Source organism: Bacillus haynesii (assembly GCF_014042035.1).
Classification (GTDB): Bacteria; Bacillota; Bacilli; order Bacillales; family Bacillaceae; genus Bacillus; species Bacillus haynesii.
Genome location: NZ_CP059494.1, coordinates 569,670 through 592,561, shown reverse-complemented (window position 1 = coordinate 592,561; position 22,892 = coordinate 569,670). Strand labels below are relative to the sequence as shown.

The window sequence follows — 22,892 nt, the reverse complement described above, 5'->3', positions numbered from 1 at the left end:
GTTCAAAGTAAGAAAAAAAGGAGTGAAGCTTATGAAAAAAAGGACGCTCGGACATTCCGATTTACAGGTGAGTGAAGTCGGCCTCGGCTGCATGTCTCTCGGAACAGACAAAAAGCACGCACTGTCAATTTTGGATGAAGCTTTGGAGCTTGGCATCAATTATTTGGATACTGCCGACCTGTACGATTTTGGACGCAACGAAGAAATTGTCGGTGAAGCGATCAAATCAAGGCGCCAAGATGTGATTCTCGCGACAAAAGCGGGAAACCGCTGGGAGGAAGGAAAACCGGGCTGGTTCTGGGATCCCCGGAAAGCGTACATAAAAGAAGCCGTCAAGCGCAGCTTAAAGCGGCTGCAGACCGACTACATCGATCTTTATCAGCTGCACGGCGGAACGATTGAAGACAATATCGACGAAACAATCGAAGCCTTTGAAGAATTAAAACAGGAAGGCATCATCCGCCATTACGGCATTTCTTCGATTCGGCCAAACGTCATTAAGGAATACGTCAAAAAATCAAACATCGTCACAGTCATGATGCAATACAGCTTGTTGGACAGACGGCCTGAGGAATGGCTTTCACTCCTTGAAGAACATGGAATCAGCGTGATTGCAAGAGGACCTTTGGCAAAAGGGATACTGACAGAAAAACCCCTGTCAGATGCAAACGCAGCAATCAAGGAAAACGGCTATTTAGCATATTCTTATGATGAACTCGTCAAAACAAAGACGGACATTGAAAAAACAGCGCCTGATTTATCCGCGACCGAAACCGCCATGAAGTATATTCTCGCCCAGCCGGCTGTCGGCGCGGTCATCCCCGGAGCGAGCAAAATCTCCCAGCTTCGGGAAAACGTTGAATCTGTCGGCGGACGCGGTCTGACAGAACAGGAAATCAAAGCGCTCCGCTTTTATACAAAACGCGGCGTGTACACTGCACATCGCGAATAAAGCAATAAGAAAGCACCGTCTCTTGGGCAGACGGTGCTTTCTTACTTATACTTCCTCCAGTCGTCAAGTCCGCTTTCGTTGAGGAGTTCTTCAAAGCTTTTATTTTTTTCCCTTTCCTGTCTTTCCTTGATGAGACGCTCTTTCTCACGCTCTTTTCTTTTTTCGTCCTCCTCTTTCAATTCGCTCTTCATTTGTTGAAGTTTATGTTTCAAGTCGTCGGCGAGTGCATCTTTCAGCAGCTGCCGGGCATTTGGCTCTTGCTTTTTCTTTCCCATATCCTGTCCTCCGTTTCTCCCTGTTTGTGATGATAGTTTATCAGGAACCTAAAAGTTCAGGCAAGCCGCCCCTCTCGGCAAATGTCAATCGTTGTGTGGTATGATAAAGAGAGAAGCATTTAAGAAAGGAAGATTACAACAGATGTTGATTTGGCTGGCTGCTATCGGAGCGGTTTTGCTGTTTATTGCTGCGCTCGGAATCTATTTTACGAATCAAATCATGTACATTAAAAAACGGACCGACCAATACATTATTGAGCGGGAAACGGCCGACGGCCACTATGATGAGAAGGCTTTTGCCGCTCTCCCGAAAGAAGAAATCACCCTCTCTTCTTCTTACGGCTACAATATTAAAGGGTATTACGTCCACCCGCACAAAACGAAAAACACCGTGGTTATCTGCCACGGGGTGACGATGAATCTGCTAAATTCGATCAAATATATGAATCTGTTTCTGGATCTCGGCTGGAACGCCGTCATATATGACCACCGAAGGCACGGCACAAGCGGCGGAAAAACGACGAGTTACGGATATTATGAGAAAAACGATTTGAAAACGGTTGTCAATTGGCTGAGGGAAAAACACGGCGAACACGCGCTGATCGGGATTCACGGCGAATCGATGGGCGCTGTCACGACGCTTCTTTACGCGGGAATGGATGATGCCGATGCTGATTTTTATGTGGCCGACTGTCCGTTTGCCACATTTGAGGATCAGCTCATTTACCGGCTGAAAGAAGATTTTCATCTTCCAGGAGCTTTCATTTTGCCGCTTGCCAGCCTCTTTTTGAGATGGCGGGACGGCTACCGCATTCGTGATGTCTCCCCTTTATCCGTCGTCAGGAAGATCAAAAAACCGGTGCTGTTCATTCACAGCAAACACGACGACTATATCCCGGCTGAATCGAGCGAAATGCTTTACGAGAAAAAACCGGGGAAGAAAAGGCTTTATATCGCTGAAAAAGGAGCGCATGCGATGAGCTACACCCAAAACAGAAACAGCTACAAAAACACGGTGCGGGACTTTCTTCAAGAGATCACAAACCGGCACAAAGAAGGCGAACGAGCATAAGTCTCGTCCGCCTTCTTTTGATGCTACAGAATATCCGTAATGTCGCTCATATGATCGCCGATCCAGGAGATGGCCGTCTCAATTGTATCAAATTCCTTTGTTTCAAAAGTCATTTCATCCTGAAGAAGCCAGACATCCTTTTTGACGGACTCTGTCCCTCCGATTGACCAATGAAGGAGTGTATACGGATGATTTTGATGTAAAAAGGACGCCCATGTTTTATTTTGAGCGGTTTGCTTTAAAGATTTTACCTTTTGATTCAAATCGAACGCCACCCTATTTCACTAAAATACTCATTCTGGGAGAAAGCACCTGTGCCGGACTCTTCAGCATCAACGCACCCGCTTTCTCATAATAGTCGATGGTCATCGCTTCATCAAAAAAGACTTTTTGCGATGACTGAATATAAATCGGAAGCCCGTTTGTCTCAAGGGGCTCGCAACTTCCCGATAATTCGTCCGTCAGCCACAGGACCGGTACGCCGCTGACCGCGCATCCGCAGCCCTCGGAATCATAGCGGAGCTGGATCTTTTTATCAGGGTAAGGCTCTGTTGCCCGTTGAATGGCTTGTTTTGCCTGAGCAGTGATTTCAAGCTGCATGATATCATCCTTCTTTATTTCGTTTACGGACATTGTACCACGGGTCGGGAAAAAGCGCATCGTTTCCGGCTGTCAGGCATAAATATGAAGGGATTCGGAGGTGGAATGATGCCCAAAAAAGTGCAGATTAAAGTGATGGACAACGGCGGTTTCCGGGTATCGGGAGACGTCGAACTGATCGACATGGAAGGAAACCCGTTTCCTGAAAAACCCGCTTTTTCGCTCTGCAGATGCGGAAAATCGCTGAAAATGCCTTACTGTGACGGAAGCCATAAAGGAACGTTTGACTCTTGTGTCAGAGCCTGAAGCAGGAGGGGGCTTTACCTGTCCTCCCCTGCCTTTTCCCATTGTTCAGCCAAGCGCTCAGCCTCTTTTATCCAGCCGTTTTTGCCTTCAACATAGCCCGCCATGTCAAGCGGAAACATCTCCGCCAGCTTCATCTTCAGAGTAGCATATTCTTCGGCCCGCTCCGGATGGGAAATTAAATAATCCCGAAACGCGAGATGCCGTCTGATATCGGGGTGCCCGCTTTCATACAGATGGACATGGTGTGTACGGTTCCGTCCCCCTTTTTGAAAGAACCTTCTCCCCGGAATTCCGTTTTCCCCCTTCGATTCATAGCCGAGCATTTTCATCCCCTTTTCGAAGCCGGCAGCGGAGCCGAGATCTTTCACTTCGATCAGGATGTCAATGATAGGCTTGGCGCTCATCCCCGGAATTGACGTGCTTCCGATGTGGTGAATATGCAAGACTTCATTCTGGAAAAGCGCTTCTAGCTGCTTTTTTTCTTTGAAAAATTCGCCCTTCCACTCCTTTTGATAGGAGACGACTTTGACCTTTCTCGGCGCATGCAGCGTAAGCCTTGAAAGAACAATTCCTTTTTCAGGTTCATACTGCTCAATCTCGGAAAATCCCAATTTCTGATACAGCGCTTTTGCCGGCTCATTCCCCGCTCCCGTCGTCACTTCAAACGATTCGGCTTCCTTCTCTATCAACATATAACGAAGCAGTGCCATTGCAATCCCTTTTCGAAAATGAACCGGATGAACGGCCAGCCTGCAGATCGTCAGCTTTTCGGCTTTATGTATAAAGGAAGCGATTCCGGCTAATTCTTCCCCCTCAAACCAGCCGATGAAAGTTTCACAGGAATCCATTACATCAAAAGCCGTTTCATTCAGCTGCGGAATGCCCTGAAATTGAATGATCTCTGCTTCTCTTTCATAAGCCGGCCTTTGAACATTTACAATGCAGCGGGCCGTGTGCGGGTCTTTTTGATTTAACAATTGAATCATTGCATTTTCTCCCCGCTGGTGCCATCTGACGGGAGCCGTCCAGGCCGCTCCGAAATCCTGGCGTCTTCAACTTTTGCAACCCGCACAGCAAAGTCAGAATACCATTCTGTTCGGCCTTTTTCCTTCGCCTGTCGGTGTTCGCTGTGAAACTTCCATTTTTCAATCGCTTCAAGGCTTTCCCAATAGGAAACTGTTATTCCCTTTCCGTTTATGTCCCTTGCGCTTTCTGCTCCTAAAAAGCCGGGCTGTGCTGCGGCAAGCTTTAGCATGTTCGCAGCCGTCTCGTTGTAGCCATTATCCCCGTTCGTTCTGACCGATGTGAAAATCACCGCGTAATACGGCGGCTCCGGCGTTTTTGAAATCATATTCATCCCCCTTTGTCAACAGGACTTGATCCTGATCCGGTCTGTCATCATTTGAAACGTCTCTTTTTTTAATCGAAAATCCCATTTTCCGCTGATAAGCAATCAACACTTTGTTGATATGCAGCGGACCGCTTTGCAGTCGGAAAAACGCTGCACATGAGAGCACAGGCACATTTTTTTCAATGCCCATGTTTTCATCAAAATCTAACCTCTCCTTTCAACATTGTACCTGACCATCGGCACAAATGTTCTGCAACTAAGCAATGGATATACTTCCTTATTATACCGTTTCCCGCTCCCAATTTACCATTTTAATACGTCAGTAGATTAATGGGAGTAAATTCTTAGTTCTAATTCAACAGTACAAATCGATTTGCCATCTCCCAGAAAAGCTTCACTCTCCTTGCCCCATAGGAAACCGGCACGCCCAGCGGCAAAAAACCGTTTCATATACTGCTCTTTTTTCGAGTGTGAAAAATAGATAAATTTACACTTCGTTTTCATATGTTCGTTTTATAGAATTGTCGTTGTTGTGAACTTATTACTTTTTTAGGAGGAGAAACAATGCGTCGTCATTCATTTTTATCAATTCTATTGATTTGCATGCTGTCTATTGTATCCGTTTTTTCGTTCCGGCCTTCAACAGCTTCCGCCGCTTCCCACAATCCGGTCGTTATGGTCCACGGCATCGGCGGAGCCGATTATAACTTCATCGGCATTAAATCGTATTTACAATCTCAAGGCTGGACAAGCAGTGAGCTTTACGCCATCAACTTTATCGATAAAACAGGAAATAATAGAATCAATGCGCCGAGATTATCCGAATTCATCAAACGTGTGCTGAATCAAACAGGAGCATCAAAAGTCGATATTGTCGCCCACAGCATGGGCGGGGCCAATACGCTCTATTATATTAAAAATCTGGATGGCGCAGATAAAGTCGGACATGTCGTTACCCTTGGGGGCGCTAATCGTCTCGTTACAAACACGGCGCCTCAGAATGACAAAATCTCATACACTTCGGTTTACAGCACAAGCGACTATATCGTCTTAAACAGCCTTTCCAAACTTGATGGTGCAAACAATGTGCAAATCTCAGGCGTAAGCCATGTCGGCCTTTTGTTCAGCAGCAAAGTGAATGCCTTGATTAAAGCCGGGCTGACCGCCAGCGGAAAGTAAAAAGTGAAGGAACCTTGAAGGGCTATACCTCTTCAAGGCTCCTCATTTATCGAGACTGTCTTCCCGCCCGGCAAAAATAAAAAGGACTCTAAATAAACGCCTTTTCCGACCGTTCATTCAGTGTCCGTCAACCCCCTCAATATGTTATTACTCCACAATGATTTCAAAGACTCTTTGTTCGAGATTGTATTTAGCATCCTGGAATGTAAATTTATAATCATCTGCGTCGGCATCAGGTGAAAGCCAAGCTCCGTATTTTCTGATCGTCTGGACGATGCTTTCGAGTTCAGCAGGAGTGAAGTCACCTATGTCTGTGCCTTCGGTTTCAGCGGTATGGCGTATTTTTACTGTAATCATCATCACTTTTGGCTCCTTTCACTTGCTGTTTGAACATCTCATTAACAGCATATTTTTTCCCCCTGTAAATCGTTCCATTAACTCCCTTGTTTCAAATTATTCGGGCTTTCTTTTTTGCAGACCTATTTTATATGGAAAAGCTGACCGGGCTCCGAAAAATTTGTCCCCGCACTTACGTCAAACACGAGCAAACATTCCCGTTTACAACAAAGGGAATATCCCCTATGATAATGAAAGTAAATCGAAATCATTACTACTTGGAGGTATAACCGATGGCTTACATAGCAAAACGCATGATCATACCGATTGTTTTTCTCTTCATTCTCGCTTCCTGCTCCGCCGGAGGCACTGACTCAGCGAAAGGTGATGAGAAGAAACTCACCTTTCTTTTCAATATTCCAAGTCAAACCCTTGACCCGAATCTTGATGTCAATTATACGGCTGTCCGCGCCGGCATCAGTGAAACGCTCGTCAAAATCAGCGCTGACCTTTCCATCGAACCTTGGCTCGCCAAGGATTGGGAGAGTAAAGACGGACAAACATGGGTCTTCACCCTTAAAGACAATCTGACGTTTCAAAATGGCAAAAAAGCGGATGCCAAAGCGGTAAAAGCGTCTTTAGAACGGACGATACGCGAGAGCAAAGCCATGAAGAACGCCTTAAAAATCAAAGAAATAAAAGCTACAGGCCAAACATTGACGATTACAACGAAGGAGCCGTTTCCCGAATTCCCTTCAGAATTGGTTCATCCAAACACATCGATCATTGACGTCAGCGCAGCAAACATTTCTCAGCAGCCCGTCGGAACGGGACCTTTTCAAGTTTCCTCTTTTGAGGCCGGCCATAAAATAGAGTTAGAACGGTATGACGATTATTGGGACGGCAAACCGAAGCTGAAGCACGTCACATTCTCGTTTAATGAAGACGCAAACGCCCGCGTTATGGCTCTCCAATCAAAAGATGCCGACATCATTTACAGACCGAGCGTGGAGGATATTGACCAAATTCAAAAAGATTCGTCGATTACCGTTGATTCGGTGCCGAGCTTACGCGTTCACCAGATTCTTTACAATACAAAGAAGGATCATCTCGCTGACCGTCACCTGCGCCGCGCCTTCGACGCATTACTGGACCGCAAAGAAATCGCTGAAAGTATTTTGAACGGACATGCTCAGCCGGCAGACGGTCCCTTCTTAGCGGATTTCCCATTTTCCGCCGATACGGTTCAAAAGCCGAGCGGACTTCAAGCGGCAAAAGCTGAGCTGAAAAAAGCCGGCTACGAGCTTGAAAATGGCAAAGCAGTAAAGGACGGAAAAGCCTTATCTTTTACACTGCTAACCTATCAGTCTCGTCCGGAATTGCCTTTAATCGCACAAATTCTTGAATCAAATGCGAAGGAATTGGGCATTTCGATTAAGATTCAGCAAGTCGAAAATATTGATGAGTATTTGGCGAAGAACGATGATTGGGATTTGGCGACATACAGCTCGATGACCGCGCCCAGAGGTGATGCCGGCTATTTGCTGAACACCGCCTATATGCCGAATGGCGCTTTAAACTACAGCGGCATTGAAAATCAAACACTGATCAAATGGATTGAGGAATTCAACCGCACGATCGACGAAGAGAAGCGGAACCGACTTGCCAAAAAAGCAGCTGAATTGATCGAGAAGGAGACATTGAACTCTTTTATTGTCACTCCCGAAAACATCACAGCATACCGAGACGGTGTATTAAATTGGGAAGCGAGCAAAAGTGAGTATTATATGCTGACGAAAGATTTGGATGTGAAAACGAAATGAAGCAGATCGCCAAGCGGCTGTTTGAACTGGTTCTGTTCTTATTCCTGCTTTCATTTATCAGCTTTGTGTTTATGAAAGCGGCTCCCGGTGATCCGGTGAAACAGATGCTTCGCGTAGATGATGTTGCGGTAACGGACGAGCAGATCGAGGCATTCAGAGAGGAACTCGGTTTGGACAAACCGGTTTATATTCAATATTGGAACTGGTTCAAGCGCTTTTTCCAATTTGATTTGGGAAAATCCTATACAACACACGAACCCGTCATCGACGAGCTCAGCCGGAAATTCCCGGCGACATTGCTTCTGACCGGCGCATCGCTTCTCGTCATGCTGCTGATTGCCGTGCCGGTCGGAACGCTTTCCGCTTTATACCGGGATCGGTGGATCGATCATCTCGGCCGCTTGCTCGCTTTAGTGGGAGCCGCGCTCCCGAGCTTTTGGCTCGGATTGATACTGATCGATCTCTTTTCCGTCAGGCTGAATTGGCTGCCGTCGATGGGAGCCGGAACGTTTAAACATTTGATTCTTCCCTCTGTCACGCTTGGGATTGCGATGTCGGGCGTTTATGTCCGTCTTGTACGGTCAAGCCTGATCGAAAGCCTTGGTCAGGATTTCATCAGATCAGCCAGGGCACGCGGCATCAGCGAGGCGAGAATTTTCTTCTTTCACGCGTTTCGCCACTGTCTTGTCCCTGTCATCACGATATTCGGGGTCAGCCTCGGCAGCCTGCTCGGCGGCACGGTGATTATTGAAGTCCTGTTTGCATATCCCGGCGTCGGCAAGCTTGTCGTTGATGCCATCGTTCAGCGTGATTATCCGATCATTCAGGGGTACATTCTTTTCATGGGGATCGCGGTTGTCCTGATCAATCTTTTAGTCGACCTCTCTTATCGGTACCTCAATCCGGAAATTCGCTTAAAGGAGGCTGGACGCCGATGAGAAAAAACGTTAAACATATATTTCGATCCAAAACAGGACTATGGTTTGTGTTGCTGTTTTCCGCGGCGCTGTTCACCGTCCCCTTCTTTTTGCCGTTCGATCCGCTCCGCACAGATATGGCCAACCGTCTTCAGCCGATCAGCATGCAGCATTGGCTCGGGACCGACCATTTAGGCAGAGATATATTCTCCCGGATGATCGCCGGTGCGAAAGCGACGGTCGGCACCGCCTTGGCCGCGATTCTGATCTCCGTTTTCATTGGTGTTCCCGTCGGGCTTGTCTCCGGCTTTTTCGGCGGATGGCTGGACCGGATGATCATGAGAATTGTTGACGCGGTTATGGCGTTTCCGGACTATATTGTCGCGATTGTTTTAAGCGGTTTGCTTGGCCCGGGGCTGATGAACTTAATATTGGCCGTCGTCGCTGTCAAATGGGTCGGCTATGCAAGGCTGGTCCGCAGCACGGTTTTTTCGGAAAAACAAAAAGATTACATCGCCTTGGCCGAGCTTACGGGCTTAGGCTCCGGGGCGATTTTAAAAAAGCACTTGCTGCCCCATGTTCTCGGCAACGTTTCCGTACTTGCGACACTCGATATCGGAAAAACGGTGTTAATGATTGCTGCCCTGTCCTATATCGGACTGGGTGCTCAGCCTCCATACCCGGAATGGGGCGCCATGCTGAACGACGGAAAACATTACTTTTTGCATGCGCCTCAGCTTATGGTGATTCCCGGTCTTGCGATCATGTTCATCGTCCTGTTGTCCAACCTGTACGGTGATCGTTTAAGGGACAGGTTTGACGTTAAACACAAGAAAGGAGTTTCTTAGCATGCCGATGTTATCCATTGAGGACTTATCAATCAGCTCCCGACAACACACCATTGTCAAAAATGCCTCCTTTTCGATCCATGAAGGGGAATGGTTAGCGCTGCTCGGGGAAAGCGGCAGCGGAAAGAGCCTGACCGCCTCGGCCATAGCCGGGCTGCTTCCGGACGGACTAACGGTGACCGGCGGAGACGTGATATTTGAAGGCCAACAGATGCTTCAAGCCGCCCGCAAAGCACTCCGACGCATGCGCGGAAAGGATATCGCCTGTATTTTTCAGGACTGTCACGGAGCATTCACCCCTTTTATACGGATCGGCAGACAAATTGACGAAATGGTCAAAACGCATACGGATTGGTCTAAGAATAAGCGAAGAGAAGCGATTCTCCGCGCTTTTCGGGAGGTTTCTCTGCCGGAAAACAGAGTATATGAAAGCTACCCGTTTCAATTGAGCGGAGGGCAGCTGCAAAGGGCCGCGATCGCTCAAGCGATGGTGCTCCGCCCGAAGCTTCTCATCGCAGACGAACCGACGACGGCTTTAGACAGCATCACGGCCGCGGACGTCTTACAACAGCTCGCCGTGATGCGCGCCAAAACAAACTGCGCCATCCTTTTTATCACTCATGACCTGCGGCTTGTCAAAAGATACGCCGATCATACCGCCGTCATGCAAAACGGAAAAATCGTTGAAAGCGGCTTAACCGCTGATTTAATCAGACAGCCGGCACATGAATATACGAGGTGTTTATTCGCGGCCATCCCGCCGCTGAAAAATCCGCCGCTGAGGCTGACAGCCGCGCCTGAAACAAAGAAAACGGCGCTGGCGGGAACAGGAGGTGCGTGATGACCCATTCAGCAGAGACCGTTCTTTTTGTCAGCAATCTGACAAAACATTACGCTTGCGGCCACAAAGCGGTTGACAATGTATCATTCTCCATTCGAAAAGGCGAATGCCTCGGGCTCGCCGGCGAGAGCGGCAGCGGGAAAAGCACCCTCGCACGCTGCCTTCTGCTGCTCGAAAAAATCGATCACGGAGAGATTAGGCTTCATCAACATCCGCTTACCGGCATAAACAAAAAAGAGACCCGAAGACTGCGCCGAAAGCTGCAGGCTGTTTTCCAAAACACTGCCGCATCATTCAATCCAAAGCTCAATATTATCGATTCAGTTATGGAGCCGCTTGATGTTTCTAAACAAGACATGCCGTCATTTTTAAGGGATTGCGGAGGCAGCCGCCGTCTGACGGCTGAGCGTCTGTTCTCAATGGTCGGTCTTCCCTCGCGCCTCCTTGACCGCTATCCGCACGAATTAAGCGGCGGGCAGCGCCAGCGGGCCTTGATCGCCAGAGCCATCAGCACTCATCCGTCTTTAATCATCTTTGATGAGCCTACGGCAAGCCTGGATGTCACCAGTCAGGCGAAGATCCTGGACCTCCTCAAAGATTTGCAGGATGATATGGGCCTTTCCTATTTGTTTATTTCCCACGATCTGGCCGCTGTCCACTTCATGAGCCATCGCATCATGGTCATGAAAGACGGGCAGATTGCCGATCAATTTGAAAAAGAAGAGCTTTTTTCTGCCGAAAGGCACCCATATGCCAAAAAGCTGCTTCAGGTGTTTGAATCTTAAGGGGGGTCTTAACAGATGAATCACAAGCATTATTTAGCACTCGCCGTTCCGCTGATCATTTCAACGATCACCACTCCTTTATTGGGTGCGGTCGATACGGCGGTCGCCGGCCAGCTTTCCTCCCCTGCTTACATCGGCGGTGTTGCAGTCGGAACGATGATTTTTAATACGATGTATTGGCTCCTCGGTTTTTTGCGGGTAAGCACATCGGGATTCGCCGCTCAGTCGCTCGGCTCCCAAAACAGATCAGAGAGCGTTTTGGCCCTTGCCCGGCCCGTTTGCATCGCGCTTTTTGCCGGACTGATGTTCATCATCTTGCAAAAACCGCTTGAATACGCAGCACTGACGCTCATCCAGCCCGACCGCCATACCGCTGAATTCGCCTCGCAGTATTTTTCGCTGAGGATTTGGGGAGCTCCATTTGCCTTAATCAGCTATTGCATTCTCGGCTGGCTGATGGGAATGTCTCTTATTAAAGTGACATTGCTTTTGCAGATTTCGATGAACGTCTTGAATATCGTGCTTGACATCGTTTTTGTCTACGTCTTTCACATGGAAGTATACGGCATCGCTCTAGCCACTTTGATTTCGGAAGTGACGGGTTGCCTGATCGGCTGCTGGCTTGTGAAAACGAATGCCGCCATGCCGTTTAAGCTGCCGTCCGTCAAGCTTTTGTTCGACCCGAAACCGTTTAAAAAAATGATGGTTGTCAACCGCGATCTATTGATTCGGACATTGTGCCTTTTGACGGTTTTCAATTTGTTTACGGCTAAAGGAGCCGGCTTCGGCGCTGAAATTTTAGCCGCAAATGCGATCTTAATTCAAATTCATTATTTGATGGCTTATGTTTTTGACGGGTTTGCCAATGCATCGAGTATTTTTGCCGGAAAAGCCGTTGGAAGAATGGACCGGGATCTCTATTCCCGTACGCTTTCCCTTTCGATCCAGTGGTCGCTGATCTCAGCCGCGCTGCTTTCAGTCGGTTACTTTCTCTTGAAAAATGCGATCCTTCCATTGTTTACACCGCTTGAGAGCGTTCTGGAAGCAGCGAAAACTTACGATATTTGGATCACTCTCTTTCCTTTGGCCGCAAGTTTCGGACTCGTTTTTTACGGGATTTTCACAGGTGCCACCGAAATAGGCCCGGTCAGAAATTCAATGTTTTTGGCTGTTCTCGTCTTCCTGGCCGCCTTTTTTACCGCTGTGCCTGCTTTCGGAAACCATGGGCTGTGGCTCGCTTTTCTTTTATTCAGCCTTGGGCGTTCCGTATTCTTATGTATGGCTGTTCCCGGGCTGACCACCCGTCTTTTCGGAGAGCGGAGTGCTGCGAGAGAGGCGGGCTAAAAGCCAAATCATAAAACACCCCGGCTAAAGCCTAGCCGGGGTGTTCACGTTTATTCTTTCGTTAATTGTGCGACGAAATGATTCAGATGATCCAGCGTCATCAAATTTTGATTGCATTTCTCACTGTCACAGCAAATGTAATTGCCTCTGTCCGTATAGGTTTCTTTCCCGCTTTTCACCCGGGCCATGAACAGTCCGATCTCTTCGGTTCTGTTGCATATCGAGCAGATTCCTTTTTTATTGCTGGATTTGATGGTGCCGTGTATTCCGGTCAGTTTTCCGCCGGCATCCACAATTATATATTTCCTGCCTGATCCTGCATCATTCCATCCCAAGTAGGAATATCCGCTGAAATCCATCTGCTCAAATTCGGGCGTCTTTAACTTTTTCACTTTAGAGAACAGCTTTTTAGCAGTTTTCACCGTTACACGCTGAAATGGAATCACATGAAGTTTTAATTCAGCTAAAAAGCGCATCGCTTCACCGCTGTCTTCCACTTCTGTCATCTTCTGCAGCAAAGACTTTTGATCGCTGCTAAGATCAGGAAACAGATTGAACACTTGATCCAGCGCATTGCACTTCAAAGCATCAAGTACGTTTTCGTCATTGATGTTCGCATGTCCCTGGACGAGGCTGTCCGTTTGAAATTTAATAAAATTATATTGGTCATTTCTAATAAAAGGTGTCTTCATTTCTGCCAGCTCCTTATTTATAGATCTATATTTAAAAATAAGGTGCAAAGCCGGATGATCAGAAATGATACCTTGCTTTTTTAGGCGATTTGTTTATAACCCCGCCTCATGCAAAGTATCGCCTTTCAAGATAACAGGCTTTGCATGAGACGCTGCAGTCGGCAAATGAATGTCATTTACCATTTTATCCACCTCCGAATACTGATTCTATTATAAACGACAATCGTATTCAATCTCAATGATATCCTCCATCTTTAAAATGCATATTTCATCCGCTCGGCTTACGATCCGCAGCTCCCTTTTCAGGGCGTCAGCATAGTGAATCCGGCCGGCGAGCGTTTTCACTTCCCCCTGCCGGTAATAGGCAAATTGCAAAAACCTGTTTTCTGCCATCGCTTCACAAATGATTTCATTGAATTCTTCATATTTTTGTTCATCCAGGATCGGTTTTTTGAGTTTTTGAAAGCTTTCATGATATTCCCTGAGCAATTCCACGTGCTCAGGCAGCATCATCGAAACCCATTTGATACTGCCTCTGTCGCGAAGCATAAATGATTCTCCTTTCTATGCCTGATGGCCTCCGACCAATTTTGACCGCAGCCGGGCCGTCCCGGCGTTTGTATAGGAAACGGCCCGCAAAAGCGCTGTTGAGCCGTACCGTTCTCTGATGCCGTCCATCACATACCCGAGCTGCCGCTTCTTTTCCTGATCGGGGCGAAAAAGATCAAGCTGCATATTGGTGTCATCTTGAATATTGGACAAAGACACGGAAATTTTTCGAACCGTTTTGCCGGCATAAAACCGCTCGAACAGTGCCAGACATGTGTGGTAGAGATCAAGCGTGATATTTGAAGGGCTTTCCATTGTTTTTGAACGGTAAAATCCGCCGCCAAGCTCATCGCGGCTGTATTCGACGCCAAGACTGACGGTCCGGCCTGCCTGGCGGTGGGCGCGCGCCCTTTTGGCCACTTCCTCACACATTTCAAGAATGACATGCTTGACTTCATCCGGATTCGGATAATCGCGAAGCAGAATCTGGCTTTTTCCATAGCTGACCTGCCCCTCCATGATCGGCGCTCCGATCGCGGAAAGATCGATGCCCCAGGCGTGATAATAGAGCTGGTTTCCCATCACCCCGAATGTTTTCTCGAGCCGCCTGAGATCATAGTGTGCCAGCTGGCCGACTGTAAAAATCCCCATCCGGTTTAACGTCTTTTCCAGCCTTGAGCCGATTCCCCACATGCGGCGCAGCGGAGACAGCGGCCACAGCTTCGTTTTCACGTCTTCGTAGCCCCAGACGGCCACCCCGTCTGCTGATTTTTTCGCTTCAAGGTCAAGGCACAGCTTTGCCATCAGCAGATTCGGTCCGATTCCGACAGCACAGGGAAGGCCAAACTCCCTTTCCATATCATCTTGAATTTTCATCGCAATCGTTCGGGCGTCTCCCCACATGCTCTCAACACCGTCCACCTGAATAAAGCTTTCATCCACGCTGTACGTATGAATGGCATCAGGCGGCACATAGCGGCAGAACAGCCGGGTGAGCTCAGTAGAAACACGGACAAACAGCCCCATCTTCGGATTGACCAGCTTGATGCGCGGATCATCCGGCAGCTGATAAAGCCTTGTTCCCGTTTGAACGCCGAACTCTCTTTTCAGAGCCGGAGAAGCAGCAAGAACGATGCTCCCCTGCCGCTCCGTGTTTCCGACAACCGCCAAGAAGCAAGTCATCGGATCAAGTCCGAGCAGGACTGCGGCACAGCTTGCATAAAAGCTCCGCATATCAACGCACAAAACCGAACGCGACGGATATTGACTGTAATCCATATCTCTCCCTCCAGCAAGAACTGATGTTCGCACAATTAGTGTATGAATACTATACTCCGAATATACGTTCGATTTCCAGGCGTAATTTTATCCAAAGAAAATCCTGGATGAAAGCAATAAAAAACACCTTCTTTGGAAAGAAGATGACATGGTTGATCATTCCAGTTCGGAATGTTGCCGCATTCAGTTTTGATGGTTCAAATTGAAAGCTCCCTTGAGAACATCTGTTTTTCTTAGTAAGATAAAAGAAAAAGCGCTCCTAAAGGAGAAAACAAATGGATGAGAAACTGATTGAAAAAATGCTCGGACAGGCGCTGAAGCAGTACGGACGCAATGTTGCAACCGATCCGCTCAGCCCCGGTGAAAAAGAAATCCTGAAGCTGGCTTTGCAGGAAAGGCGGATCGAGGAACCGAATGAAGGGCTGCATGCCCATATCGAGGATGTCATCTATGATTATGTCACAAATCAAGGCTTGTTCTCATCATAAATCGATTTTTCCTTTCGGCTTCCTTTATACGGGAAGCCTTTTATCACCCAGCATTTAGAAATTCCTCTATTCACCGCCATCTGTTTCATGTATGATAACAAATAAAAACGTAACGGAGAGTTTATCATGAAACAAAAATGGCAGAACATCCACCCGCTCAGCTGGACCATTATTGTCGGAACCATTTTTGGACGTATGGGCACAGCCATGAGCATCCCTTTTTTAGCAATTTATTTGACACAAGTGAAAGGCGCCTCTTCCGGCTTTGCCGGCGCCGTCATTGCAGCGAGCTCTCTGATCGGAATTGCGGCAAGCTTTTACGGCGGGTACTTATCAGACCGGTTCGGCCGGAAAACCATCATGCTCGTTTCGATTTTCGGCTGGACGTTCGTGTTCGCCGGTTTTGCACTCGCCGATCATGTCTGGACATTCTTTGTCATGAATGCCTTAAACGGATTATGCCGCGCTTTGTTTGAACCGACTTCAAGAGCGCTGCTTTCAGACGTATCCAAACCCGAAACGCGCCTTTTCGTCTTTAATCTCCGCTATACTGCGATCAACCTCGGCGTCGTCTTCGGTCCGCTTTTAGGCCTGTATCTCGGATCTTCCAAAACGACGCTGCCGTTTTTCATTGCAGCGTTCATTTATTTTATTTATGCGGCGGTGCTGGTCATTCAATTTAAACACCATACCGTACCGGCAACTGAGCGTAATAAGCGTATAAAAGTGCGGGACGCGCTGGAGGTGACAAAAGCAGACCGGGTATTTACGATTACGCTAATCGGTTCGATTCTTTGTTTGTTCGGTTATTCCCACTTCACATCGACGCTTGCACAATACATGGCGGCCAGCCCTTTCATCGAAGACGGGACGAAAGTGTTCGGCATGATGCTGACGCTGAATGCCTTGGCCGTGCTTGCCGTACAGTACCCGATCGTACATATCGCCAAACGGTTTTCACCGATTTTATCGCTGATTGCAGGAAATGTGCTGATTAGCGGAAGCCTGTTCAGCCTCTCGTTTTTCCATGATCTATGGTCTATCGTCTTGATCATTATCGTGTTTACGATCGGGGAAGTGCTTCTCTTTTCGATGATGGATTTACTGGTCGACCGGATTGCCCGGCCTGAGTTGAAAGGCACTTACTTCGGGGCTATGGGCTTCACCCAGCTGGGAAGCGTGGTCGGTCCTTGGGCGGGGGGAATGCTGCTGGACGCCTTTGGAGCGGAAAAACCGTTTTTCACTTTTGCAATTCTGTCTGCTGTCACCATTTGCGGCGTTCCTTTCTTGGTAGCAGCCTTCCGGAAACTCAAAATAGATGAGGCAAAAGTCAAATTAAGTTCGAAAAAAACGATGCAGCATTAATTGAAAACAGGCCGGCTCACTCAAAGGCCGGCCTTCCGGCTGACGCCCGCCTCAAGGCGCAGCAAGCTCAACTTTGATGCGGTCCGGATCTTCGGTATACAAGGCATAATGCCCGCTTCCGCCGGCAAACGGATGTCTGTCTTCATATAAAATGCGGCATCCCCGCTCCCTCAGTTTCATTGTCATTTCGTCGACCTGTTCTTTGGATGCCGCGTAAAAAGCAAGATGGTTTAAGCCGACGCGGCACCTGTGATAGCCCGCTTTGATAAACTGTTCTTTCGCCTGCACAAGCACGAGATAGGCGCCGTTCGCTTTCCAGCTGATCCCGTCTTCCCATTGTTGAAAAACCTCATAGCCGAGCTCGCCTAGAAACCAGCCCCAAAAGCGCTTCGACGCTTCCAAATCTGAAACGTACAGTTCAATATGATGGATCATGCAAGCCTCCTCTTCTATACCCGTCTGACCAGAATCTCTTCCACCCTGTGGCCTTCGCCTTTTCTCAAGATTAAATCAGACCGGAATTTTGTAGGCAGAATGTTCTCATACAAATTCGGACGGTTGACGGTCTCCCATATTGACTTTGCCATATGGTCCGCTTCTTCGTCCGCAAGATCTTTGAATTTATGGAAATAAGAAGTCGGATCTTGAAAAGCCGTCTCCCTGAGCATGCGAAAGCGTTCAAGATACCATTTGATAATGAGGTCTTCTTCGGCATCCACATAAATCGAGAAGTCAAAAAAATCGGAAACGAAAACCCGCGGTTTTGTCCGGTCGTCTTCGATCGTCGGTGTCTGCAGCACATTGACGCCTTCGATGATCACGATATCCGCTTGTTCAACCGTTTCGTAAACCCCTTCCAATCTGTCGTACGTTAAATGGGAATAAACGGGTGCGCGAACGATTTCCTTGCCGGATTTTAAGTCGTTTAAAAACTCAAGCAATGCTCTGACATCATAGCTTTCCGGAAACCCTTTTCTCGACATCATCTGTTTTTCTGTCAAAACCGCATTGGGATAAAGAAAACCGTCGGTTGTGATCAGACTGACTTTCAGCCGTTCCTGCAAACGGGAGAGCACAGTCTGAATGATGCGGGCCGTCGTGCTTTTTCCAACCGCGACGCTTCCGGCAATCCCGATGATGAACGGAATCTTAGCCGCGTGAGGATGGTTCAAAAAACCGTTCACCCGGGTGTTCCGTTCATATTGAGTTGTCCGGTGTAAATAAAGCAGCCTCGCCAGCGGAACATAAACGGTTTCGACTTCTTCCAAAGACAGATAGTCATTTAAACCTTCAAGCTTCTTTACTTCCTCTTCAGTCATCTCTACCGACATATGCCCGCCGAGATTTGCCCAGGCATCACGGGTATGACTCGTATATAACGTGTGCAAATTCAAATCCTGATTCGCCATTATTCTCACCTGCCCTCTGTTCAAACGCTGTTTACTAAAAAAGTGCATGAATTCCTGAGACCGCTTTACTATTATATAGAATTTTTCGAATATTTACGAGGAACAAGGTTTCAATCAAAAAAACCGCCTCCTCCAGAGACGGGTGATCCGGTTTCCTTGCATGGCGGATGCGGATGGCTCTCCTTCCTGTCAAACCTGAGCCACCGGGTATCCTTCGCTTGTAAAAGAAAAAAGAGCGCAGCTGCCTGCGCTCTTTTTTCAAACGACATATTTGCTTTGCCTGTGTGCCATGTAATAAGTGACCGCAGACAGCAAACCGACGGATGCCGCTAAAATGATGATGACCGGAATCATGTCCACCTTCACCGGTGTAAACAGTTTAAAGCCGCCGCTGAAACTGAAAACCGCATGCCCGAGATTAGACAGCAGGTTTTTCAAATCGAACCTGCCTAAAGCAGGGATAAGCAGGCTGTAAACGACATAAAGCAAAGCAGGTGTAATAAAGCTTCTGAAGAGGACGCCCAAATAAAATCCGATCGTCGAAAAGATGAAGCTGACCGCCAGAACGACAACGAGCTGAAGCGGGATATTGCTTTTTGAAACAGCGGGTATTGTGAACTCGCTGACCGGTATGGCCCTTGAAGCCAGGGAATAAAAGACGAGGCTTGACACATATGCCATACATACAACGGCGATCACGGCGGCAGCCATCACCATGTAAACCGAACACTGTTTGGCAAACAGGACGGATTTCCAATCATGGCTGACCGCTTTCACTTTCACCGTCTTGAATCTGATGTCGTAAGAGGAGATATAGATGGCATACAGCGTAAAAGCCAAGGGAAAAATGATGAAGCCCATCAGCTCAAGCGTCATGATGACCGACTGCTTCGGCTCCAGATGGTGGAGGGACAAGACGAAATTCTCATAGTCAAACCTTAAAATATTTTCGACGATCTCTCCGTCGCCATCCTTGCTTTTCAGCTCACCTTCCTTCACCTTGACAGGCGACTCCAGCGCCTGCTTAATATCGATGCCGAGTTCTTTATATTCGCCTTCAGTCTTTTTAAACTGCTGATAGCTGTCAATTGTATTTTTATAATGAACATATATGTATCCGGATGAAATGAATAGTAGAGGAAGCAATAAAATGATGAGCATTTTAGAATACGATTGAAATGCAAGCTCTTTCTTGAAAATATTATAAATATTCTTTATAGACATCGCCCAATTCTGCTCCATTCGTTTTAAAATTGTCAATGTGGATAGCTGAACCGTCTTTCAAGACGTATAGTTGATCGACGATTGAGGAATAAAACTCAAACTGATGGCCGGCGGCAACAATCGTCATCCTGCTTGACCAGTCATTGATCAGCTCCTGAAGCTCCATCATGGACCGGTAGTCAAGGCCGTTTGATATCTCATCCAAAAACAAGTATGACGGTTTGTTTAATGCAGCGATCATTAAAGCCAGCTTTTTCTTTTGTCCGTATGAATAGGTCTTAACCTTTTTTTTCAGCAGCGCCCGGCTGAGAAACTTTTGCGACAATTGTTCAAGCTCTTCTTTGCCGGCAGGTTTATTGATCAGTAGTTTGATATTTTGATAGCCGCTCAGATGATTATAAAATGGGGAATCGTCATAGATGACGTGCACTTTGCTCCTGACGGCTTCAAGCGGCTCGCCGTCGTACAGAATGCCGCCTTCGAAAGGTTCCAGCTTGAGCAGGCATTTCAAGAGTGTCGTTTTCCCGGCGCCGTTTTCCCCCATCAGGAAGGTGACTTTGTTTTTTTCAATATTCATGTTGAGACGGTTGAATACCGTTTTGTTTCCATAAGATTTCGTCAGGTCATCAATTTTGATCAATTTAAAAAACCCTTTCTCGCATCAGGATGGTGTTGCAACATTCTCCATTATACAACGCTGCCATTAATTTCAAAATAGTCTTTTAGCAGCGTTGTATGAAATGGATTATGGTAAATTAATCATTTCCGTATTTTCCTTTTTTATTGACCCACCTTCTGTCTGTAAAGGTTGAGCTGGCGAATTCAACATCTCCCCACGGTGTAACGGTACCGAAGCTCAGCGTTTTTTTCGCTCTCCATTTGTGAAGTCCTGAAGACTTATAATACCTTTTAATCCCCTTTGCCCTCACGACATTCGGAAAGACGTAGCCGACATCCTGCGATCCGCTGCTTTTCGATACTTTTTTGCCGTTGTAGTACCAGTCGATATAATCTTTTGACCAGGCGAGGAAGCTTCCTCTTTTAATTGTGAGCCTTTTTCCTGCATATGCCGTCACACCGCTTTGGACAGATGCCTGTTCAGGAAGTGATTGAACGTATTCTGTCTTGGCTTCAAGCAATTCCTTTTGCTCACTTGTCAGCTGCCCGTTCCCAGCAGCCGCAGCGAATGAGGATGGAACCAGGAGCACCGCAGACAAAGAAAACCCTAAAATCGCTTTTTTCATTTCATTTCCCTCCGTATTTCTAAAATATTTGTATGTATGTCTTCAGCTGCCATCCATAAGCTACTGCCACATCCAAACGATTTAAGGTCCGAGTTCTCTTATTTTAATGGATGAAAAAATAGATTCCTAGCAGAATGGACCATTTTATCGTTACCTATTGGAAATTATCACCTCCTATATATTTAATACTATACCATATTTTTACTTATTATCAATTCCTATTATTTGGAACTCTCATCATAAATAGCTCGCATCTTTTATAATGGGACTGAAAAAAGGAAGCGTGAGGAAAGGCGAAAAAAGAGGAACCTATATACCTGGAAAGCGATTCAACAGCTGAAAATTCCTAATCGTACAAAAGAATTCATCACTACAAAGTACTCGACAGACCGTCCTCCTTCATGGAGACGGTCATATACTCTTGCTGCCGGGAACCGCCTTCGATTTGGAGGATGAAGAGGCTTTCAGATCAGCTGATCGTTTAGTTGTGAGTGCACATAGCAAAGGCTGCCTAAAACCAAGGCAGCCTCATCCTTTAAAAGTTCTTCGATTTATCGTTCGATTTGCTTTTGGAAGGAAAAATCCGCTGTTCCACCTTTTCATAAAGGGTCAGCATTTGATGAATAAATGACAGCTTCGGTGCTATCCAGAATACAAACAGAGCTGATAACACGCCAAGAAGGGCTCCCACCGCAACATCGAGTGGATAGTGAACGCCCGACCAAATGCGGGAAATACCCACGGTAAACGCAAGTACAAGCCACAGCCAGCCCGTCTTTTTGTGAAACAGGAAGATTAAAAAACCAATTGAAAAAAACAAAATCGTATGGTCGCTCGGAAACGAATTGTCAATTTCATGCTCTATCAGCTTGTTGACATTCGGAAGCGTGGCAAATGGTTGATAGTTGGAATACAGAGAGCCCATCATTTTCCCGAGAATTTCGGCAATCACAAATGCGATGACTGCATAAATGACCATCAATCTGTTTTTTGTCTTCCGGGTAAACCAATAAATAACAAGCCAAGCTCCGAGGAAGTACATCATATATTCGGCCAGAAAGTAAACGGCCGGGTTCAGCATTGAATACTCTTTCCCCAAATCATTAATGAAACGAAAAACATCAATATTTAGCTCTGAAAAAAACACTTCTACATCTCCTTTTTAAAACATTTATAGGAAAAATATCCATTAACAGCATAAAGGAAGGCCTTGCATTTCAGATATTCCGGCCGTCGGGATTCAAAAGCAGAGGAACTTGCAGTCTCTTTGCTGCAAATTCCCCGTGCGCCCATTAATGAATGTCAATCTTTTTAAAGTAAACGATTGTCGCGGCTAATCCAAGAACGGTTGTGGCGGCAACACTGATAAAAGAATATTCGGGCGGATATTCCGGAAAGAACGTACCCGAAGCGATCACCCATACCGCCGACCAAGGGAATAAAGCGCTGTACTCCGTGCCGTATACCATAATGCTGACCATTGATATAATGATCGTAAAGATAATGGTGGGCACGTAATTTTTAAACAGCAAGGTCACAAATATAATTGGACTGACCAGGAAAAAAAGAAGCGCCCCACCTATCATAAATTGTTTAAACCCTTCTATTAAAACCGCCGAACTGAGCCCTTCAAACTGACCGATCAGCCCAAACAGTAGCGTCAGCACCCAGGCGATTAACGTCAGCATCATGATCCAAATGAGGAGCAAGACCAATTTGCTGACAATCAGGCTGATTCTTGAAACAGGAATCGTCAATAGATTCTTTAGCGTGCTTTCAGCGTATTCCCGATTGAATAAATATGATGTAATCACGCCGTACAACGGGACTCCGATCAAAAGCACAATATACAGGTTGGTGTCGGAAAAGGTCTCACTGAAGCGAATCGGTACATCAGGGTACTTGGCTTTCTTAGCCAAAGACGATATAAAACAGATGAAAGGGGCTGCCGCCGCTCCTAAGATGCTGACCAGAAACATCTGTGAACGCTTAAGCTTCAGCAATTCGGTATATA

The 22,892-nt window shown here is 46.9% G+C and carries 29 protein-coding genes; 12 read left to right on the top strand and 17 right to left on the bottom strand.

Annotated features, from left to right (window positions below; all coding sequences use genetic code 11):
• Positions 1-31 precede the first annotated feature (31 nt).
• Positions 32-952, top strand: coding sequence for an aldo/keto reductase (locus tag H2R00_RS02895; protein ID WP_154994218.1), 921 nt, complete (start codon positions 32-34; stop codon positions 950-952).
• A gap of 41 nt (positions 953-993) precedes the next feature.
• Here the strand turns inward: H2R00_RS02895 and H2R00_RS02890 are convergent, their stop codons facing one another.
• A complete protein-coding gene (locus tag H2R00_RS02890) occupies positions 994-1,227 on the bottom strand; it encodes a YqkE family protein (protein WP_154994215.1) in 234 nt (77 codons plus the stop codon).
• Between the two features lie 142 nt (positions 1,228-1,369).
• Here H2R00_RS02890 and H2R00_RS02885 point away from each other — a divergent pair, with 142 nt between their 5' ends.
• Positions 1,370-2,299, top strand: a complete 930-nt coding sequence (locus H2R00_RS02885; protein ID WP_154994214.1) for an alpha/beta hydrolase — start codon at positions 1,370-1,372, stop codon at positions 2,297-2,299.
• A gap of 23 nt (positions 2,300-2,322) precedes the next feature.
• Here H2R00_RS02885 and H2R00_RS02880 read toward each other — a convergent pair whose 3' ends face one another.
• Both H2R00_RS02880 and H2R00_RS02875 read right to left on the bottom strand, forming a co-directional pair.
• Positions 2,323-2,562 (bottom strand): YqkC family protein, encoded by a 240-nt coding sequence (locus H2R00_RS02880; RefSeq protein WP_003183211.1) that lies wholly within the window; start codon positions 2,560-2,562, stop codon positions 2,323-2,325.
• A 13-nt stretch (positions 2,563-2,575) separates the two neighbouring features.
• Entirely contained in the window at positions 2,576-2,899 is a 324-nt protein-coding gene (locus H2R00_RS02875; RefSeq protein ID WP_020452052.1) for an iron-sulfur cluster biosynthesis family protein, read from the bottom strand.
• 108 nt (positions 2,900-3,007) lie between these two features.
• Between H2R00_RS02875 and H2R00_RS02870 the strand changes: the two genes are divergently transcribed.
• Positions 3,008-3,205, top strand: a complete 198-nt coding sequence (locus H2R00_RS02870) for a CDGSH iron-sulfur domain-containing protein (protein WP_154994212.1) — start codon at positions 3,008-3,010, stop codon at positions 3,203-3,205.
• Between the two features lie 14 nt (positions 3,206-3,219).
• Here H2R00_RS02870 and H2R00_RS02865 read toward each other — a convergent pair whose 3' ends face one another.
• Genes H2R00_RS02865 through H2R00_RS02855 form a run of 3 tightly spaced genes read right to left on the bottom strand, consistent with a single transcriptional unit; the run spans position 3,220 to position 4,746 of the window.
• The gene (locus tag H2R00_RS02865; protein ID WP_182070432.1) at positions 3,220-4,191 is read right to left on the bottom strand and encodes a bifunctional GNAT family N-acetyltransferase/GrpB family protein; all 972 of its coding nucleotides are present in this window, start codon (positions 4,189-4,191) and stop codon (positions 3,220-3,222) included.
• On the bottom strand, positions 4,188-4,562 hold the full coding sequence (locus H2R00_RS02860) for an antibiotic biosynthesis monooxygenase family protein (protein WP_234111933.1): 375 nt from the start codon (positions 4,560-4,562) through the stop codon (positions 4,188-4,190). The genes H2R00_RS02865 and H2R00_RS02860 overlap by 4 nt, the downstream gene beginning before the upstream one ends.
• Entirely contained in the window at positions 4,486-4,746 is a 261-nt protein-coding gene (locus tag H2R00_RS02855; protein ID WP_182070431.1) for a hypothetical protein, read from the bottom strand. Before H2R00_RS02855 ends, H2R00_RS02860 begins: the two co-directional genes overlap by 77 nt.
• Before the next feature lie 374 nt (positions 4,747-5,120).
• Between H2R00_RS02855 and H2R00_RS02850 the strand changes: the two genes are divergently transcribed.
• Complete coding sequence (locus tag H2R00_RS02850; protein WP_154995324.1) at positions 5,121-5,735, top strand: esterase/lipase family protein; 615 nt, start codon at positions 5,121-5,123, stop codon at positions 5,733-5,735.
• A gap of 147 nt (positions 5,736-5,882) precedes the next feature.
• Here the strand turns inward: H2R00_RS02850 and H2R00_RS02845 are convergent, their stop codons facing one another.
• The gene (locus H2R00_RS02845) at positions 5,883-6,095 is read right to left on the bottom strand and encodes a hypothetical protein (protein WP_023855949.1); all 213 of its coding nucleotides are present in this window, start codon (positions 6,093-6,095) and stop codon (positions 5,883-5,885) included.
• A gap of 269 nt (positions 6,096-6,364) precedes the next feature.
• Between H2R00_RS02845 and nikA the strand changes: the two genes are divergently transcribed.
• The 6 genes from nikA to H2R00_RS02815 are packed head-to-tail and all read left to right on the top strand — an operon-like array spanning position 6,365 to position 12,629.
• Entirely contained in the window at positions 6,365-7,894 is a 1,530-nt protein-coding gene (gene nikA / locus H2R00_RS02840) for a nickel ABC transporter substrate-binding protein (protein WP_182070430.1), read from the top strand.
• Complete coding sequence (gene nikB / locus H2R00_RS02835; protein ID WP_182070429.1) at positions 7,891-8,832, top strand: nickel ABC transporter permease; 942 nt, start codon at positions 7,891-7,893, stop codon at positions 8,830-8,832. Before nikA ends, nikB begins: the two co-directional genes overlap by 4 nt.
• A complete protein-coding gene (nikC, locus tag H2R00_RS02830) occupies positions 8,829-9,659 on the top strand; it encodes a nickel transporter permease (protein WP_154995320.1) in 831 nt (276 codons plus the stop codon). Before nikB ends, nikC begins: the two co-directional genes overlap by 4 nt.
• Before the next feature lies 1 nt (position 9,660).
• On the top strand, positions 9,661-10,500 hold the full coding sequence (locus tag H2R00_RS02825) for an ATP-binding cassette domain-containing protein (RefSeq protein WP_182070428.1): 840 nt from the start codon (positions 9,661-9,663) through the stop codon (positions 10,498-10,500).
• Complete coding sequence (locus H2R00_RS02820; RefSeq protein WP_182070427.1) at positions 10,500-11,285, top strand: ABC transporter ATP-binding protein; 786 nt, start codon at positions 10,500-10,502, stop codon at positions 11,283-11,285. Before H2R00_RS02825 ends, H2R00_RS02820 begins: the two co-directional genes overlap by 1 nt.
• A gap of 15 nt (positions 11,286-11,300) precedes the next feature.
• Complete coding sequence (locus H2R00_RS02815) at positions 11,301-12,629, top strand: MATE family efflux transporter (RefSeq protein WP_154995314.1); 1,329 nt, start codon at positions 11,301-11,303, stop codon at positions 12,627-12,629.
• Positions 12,630-12,679: 50 nt separating this feature from the next.
• Here the strand turns inward: H2R00_RS02815 and H2R00_RS02810 are convergent, their stop codons facing one another.
• From H2R00_RS02810 to H2R00_RS02800, 3 genes are all read right to left on the bottom strand, one after another.
• Positions 12,680-13,321 carry a FusB/FusC family EF-G-binding protein gene (locus tag H2R00_RS02810; RefSeq protein WP_182070426.1) on the bottom strand — a complete coding sequence of 214 codons (642 nt, stop codon included), beginning with the start codon at positions 13,319-13,321 and terminating at the stop codon, positions 12,680-12,682.
• 210 nt (positions 13,322-13,531) lie between these two features.
• The gene (locus H2R00_RS02805; RefSeq protein ID WP_154995310.1) at positions 13,532-13,870 is read right to left on the bottom strand and encodes a YolD-like family protein; all 339 of its coding nucleotides are present in this window, start codon (positions 13,868-13,870) and stop codon (positions 13,532-13,534) included.
• A 15-nt stretch (positions 13,871-13,885) separates the two neighbouring features.
• Positions 13,886-15,148 (bottom strand): Y-family DNA polymerase, encoded by a 1,263-nt coding sequence (locus tag H2R00_RS02800; protein ID WP_154995308.1) that lies wholly within the window; start codon positions 15,146-15,148, stop codon positions 13,886-13,888.
• Between the two features lie 275 nt (positions 15,149-15,423).
• Here H2R00_RS02800 and H2R00_RS02795 point away from each other — a divergent pair, with 275 nt between their 5' ends.
• A complete protein-coding gene (locus tag H2R00_RS02795; protein ID WP_003183240.1) occupies positions 15,424-15,636 on the top strand; it encodes a YqzH family protein in 213 nt (70 codons plus the stop codon).
• A gap of 126 nt (positions 15,637-15,762) precedes the next feature.
• Positions 15,763-17,001 (top strand): MDR family MFS transporter, encoded by a 1,239-nt coding sequence (locus H2R00_RS02790; protein WP_154995306.1) that lies wholly within the window; start codon positions 15,763-15,765, stop codon positions 16,999-17,001.
• A 51-nt stretch (positions 17,002-17,052) separates the two neighbouring features.
• Here H2R00_RS02790 and H2R00_RS02785 read toward each other — a convergent pair whose 3' ends face one another.
• The 7 genes from H2R00_RS02785 to bcrB form a co-directional block, all read right to left on the bottom strand.
• On the bottom strand, positions 17,053-17,436 hold the full coding sequence (locus H2R00_RS02785; protein WP_176274826.1) for a VOC family protein: 384 nt from the start codon (positions 17,434-17,436) through the stop codon (positions 17,053-17,055).
• Positions 17,437-17,450: 14 nt separating this feature from the next.
• Complete coding sequence (coaA, locus tag H2R00_RS02780; protein WP_154995332.1) at positions 17,451-18,410, bottom strand: type I pantothenate kinase; 960 nt, start codon at positions 18,408-18,410, stop codon at positions 17,451-17,453.
• Positions 18,411-18,668: 258 nt separating this feature from the next.
• Positions 18,669-19,634, bottom strand: coding sequence for an ABC transporter permease (locus tag H2R00_RS02775; protein WP_154995302.1), 966 nt, complete (start codon positions 19,632-19,634; stop codon positions 18,669-18,671).
• Positions 19,612-20,274: an ATP-binding cassette domain-containing protein gene (locus tag H2R00_RS02770; RefSeq protein ID WP_154995300.1), complete on the bottom strand. Its 663-nt coding sequence runs from the start codon at positions 20,272-20,274 to the stop codon at positions 19,612-19,614. The genes H2R00_RS02775 and H2R00_RS02770 overlap by 23 nt, the downstream gene beginning before the upstream one ends.
• A gap of 115 nt (positions 20,275-20,389) precedes the next feature.
• Entirely contained in the window at positions 20,390-20,878 is a 489-nt protein-coding gene (locus H2R00_RS02765) for a hypothetical protein (protein ID WP_154995298.1), read from the bottom strand.
• Between the two features lie 535 nt (positions 20,879-21,413).
• The gene (locus tag H2R00_RS02760) at positions 21,414-22,025 is read right to left on the bottom strand and encodes an undecaprenyl-diphosphatase (protein ID WP_182070425.1); all 612 of its coding nucleotides are present in this window, start codon (positions 22,023-22,025) and stop codon (positions 21,414-21,416) included.
• Between the two features lie 145 nt (positions 22,026-22,170).
• Positions 22,171-22,857, bottom strand: a complete 687-nt coding sequence (bcrB, locus tag H2R00_RS02755; RefSeq protein ID WP_234113229.1) for a bacitracin resistance ABC transporter permease subunit BcrB — start codon at positions 22,855-22,857, stop codon at positions 22,171-22,173.
• Between the last annotated feature and the right edge of the window lie 35 nt (positions 22,858-22,892).

What these genes read in the sequence shown, in the direction of transcription:
- H2R00_RS02895 (WP_154994218.1), top strand. Translation starts at nt 32, where the DNA reads ATGAAAAAAAGGACGCTCGGACATTCCGATTTACAGGTGAGTGAAGTC.
- H2R00_RS02890 (WP_154994215.1), bottom strand. Translation starts at nt 1,227, where the DNA reads ATGGGAAAGAAAAAGCAAGAGCCAAATGCCCGGCAGCTGCTGAAAGAT.
- H2R00_RS02885 (WP_154994214.1), top strand. Translation starts at nt 1,370, where the DNA reads ATGTTGATTTGGCTGGCTGCTATCGGAGCGGTTTTGCTGTTTATTGCT.
- H2R00_RS02875 (WP_020452052.1), bottom strand. Translation starts at nt 2,899, where the DNA reads ATGCAGCTTGAAATCACTGCTCAGGCAAAACAAGCCATTCAACGGGCA.
- H2R00_RS02870 (WP_154994212.1), top strand. Translation starts at nt 3,008, where the DNA reads ATGCCCAAAAAAGTGCAGATTAAAGTGATGGACAACGGCGGTTTCCGG.
- H2R00_RS02865 (WP_182070432.1), bottom strand. Translation starts at nt 4,191, where the DNA reads ATGATTCAATTGTTAAATCAAAAAGACCCGCACACGGCCCGCTGCATT.
- H2R00_RS02860 (WP_234111933.1), bottom strand. Translation starts at nt 4,562, where the DNA reads ATGAATATGATTTCAAAAACGCCGGAGCCGCCGTATTACGCGGTGATT.
- H2R00_RS02855 (WP_182070431.1), bottom strand. Translation starts at nt 4,746, where the DNA reads ATGGGCATTGAAAAAAATGTGCCTGTGCTCTCATGTGCAGCGTTTTTC.
- H2R00_RS02850 (WP_154995324.1), top strand. Translation starts at nt 5,121, where the DNA reads ATGCGTCGTCATTCATTTTTATCAATTCTATTGATTTGCATGCTGTCT.
- H2R00_RS02845 (WP_023855949.1), bottom strand. Translation starts at nt 6,095, where the DNA reads ATGATGATTACAGTAAAAATACGCCATACCGCTGAAACCGAAGGCACA.
- nikA (WP_182070430.1), top strand. Translation starts at nt 6,365, where the DNA reads ATGGCTTACATAGCAAAACGCATGATCATACCGATTGTTTTTCTCTTC.
- nikB (WP_182070429.1), top strand. Translation starts at nt 7,891, where the DNA reads ATGAAGCAGATCGCCAAGCGGCTGTTTGAACTGGTTCTGTTCTTATTC.
- nikC (WP_154995320.1), top strand. Translation starts at nt 8,829, where the DNA reads ATGAGAAAAAACGTTAAACATATATTTCGATCCAAAACAGGACTATGG.
- H2R00_RS02825 (WP_182070428.1), top strand. Translation starts at nt 9,661, where the DNA reads ATGCCGATGTTATCCATTGAGGACTTATCAATCAGCTCCCGACAACAC.
- H2R00_RS02820 (WP_182070427.1), top strand. Translation starts at nt 10,500, where the DNA reads ATGACCCATTCAGCAGAGACCGTTCTTTTTGTCAGCAATCTGACAAAA.
- H2R00_RS02815 (WP_154995314.1), top strand. Translation starts at nt 11,301, where the DNA reads ATGAATCACAAGCATTATTTAGCACTCGCCGTTCCGCTGATCATTTCA.
- H2R00_RS02810 (WP_182070426.1), bottom strand. Translation starts at nt 13,321, where the DNA reads ATGAAGACACCTTTTATTAGAAATGACCAATATAATTTTATTAAATTT.
- H2R00_RS02805 (WP_154995310.1), bottom strand. Translation starts at nt 13,870, where the DNA reads ATGCTTCGCGACAGAGGCAGTATCAAATGGGTTTCGATGATGCTGCCT.
- H2R00_RS02800 (WP_154995308.1), bottom strand. Translation starts at nt 15,148, where the DNA reads ATGGATTACAGTCAATATCCGTCGCGTTCGGTTTTGTGCGTTGATATG.
- H2R00_RS02795 (WP_003183240.1), top strand. Translation starts at nt 15,424, where the DNA reads ATGGATGAGAAACTGATTGAAAAAATGCTCGGACAGGCGCTGAAGCAG.
- H2R00_RS02790 (WP_154995306.1), top strand. Translation starts at nt 15,763, where the DNA reads ATGAAACAAAAATGGCAGAACATCCACCCGCTCAGCTGGACCATTATT.
- H2R00_RS02785 (WP_176274826.1), bottom strand. Translation starts at nt 17,436, where the DNA reads ATGATCCATCATATTGAACTGTACGTTTCAGATTTGGAAGCGTCGAAG.
- coaA (WP_154995332.1), bottom strand. Translation starts at nt 18,410, where the DNA reads ATGGCGAATCAGGATTTGAATTTGCACACGTTATATACGAGTCATACC.
- H2R00_RS02775 (WP_154995302.1), bottom strand. Translation starts at nt 19,634, where the DNA reads ATGTCTATAAAGAATATTTATAATATTTTCAAGAAAGAGCTTGCATTT.
- H2R00_RS02765 (WP_154995298.1), bottom strand. Translation starts at nt 20,878, where the DNA reads ATGAAAAAAGCGATTTTAGGGTTTTCTTTGTCTGCGGTGCTCCTGGTT.
- bcrB (WP_234113229.1), bottom strand. Translation starts at nt 22,857, where the DNA reads ATGTTTCTGGTCAGCATCTTAGGAGCGGCGGCAGCCCCTTTCATCTGT.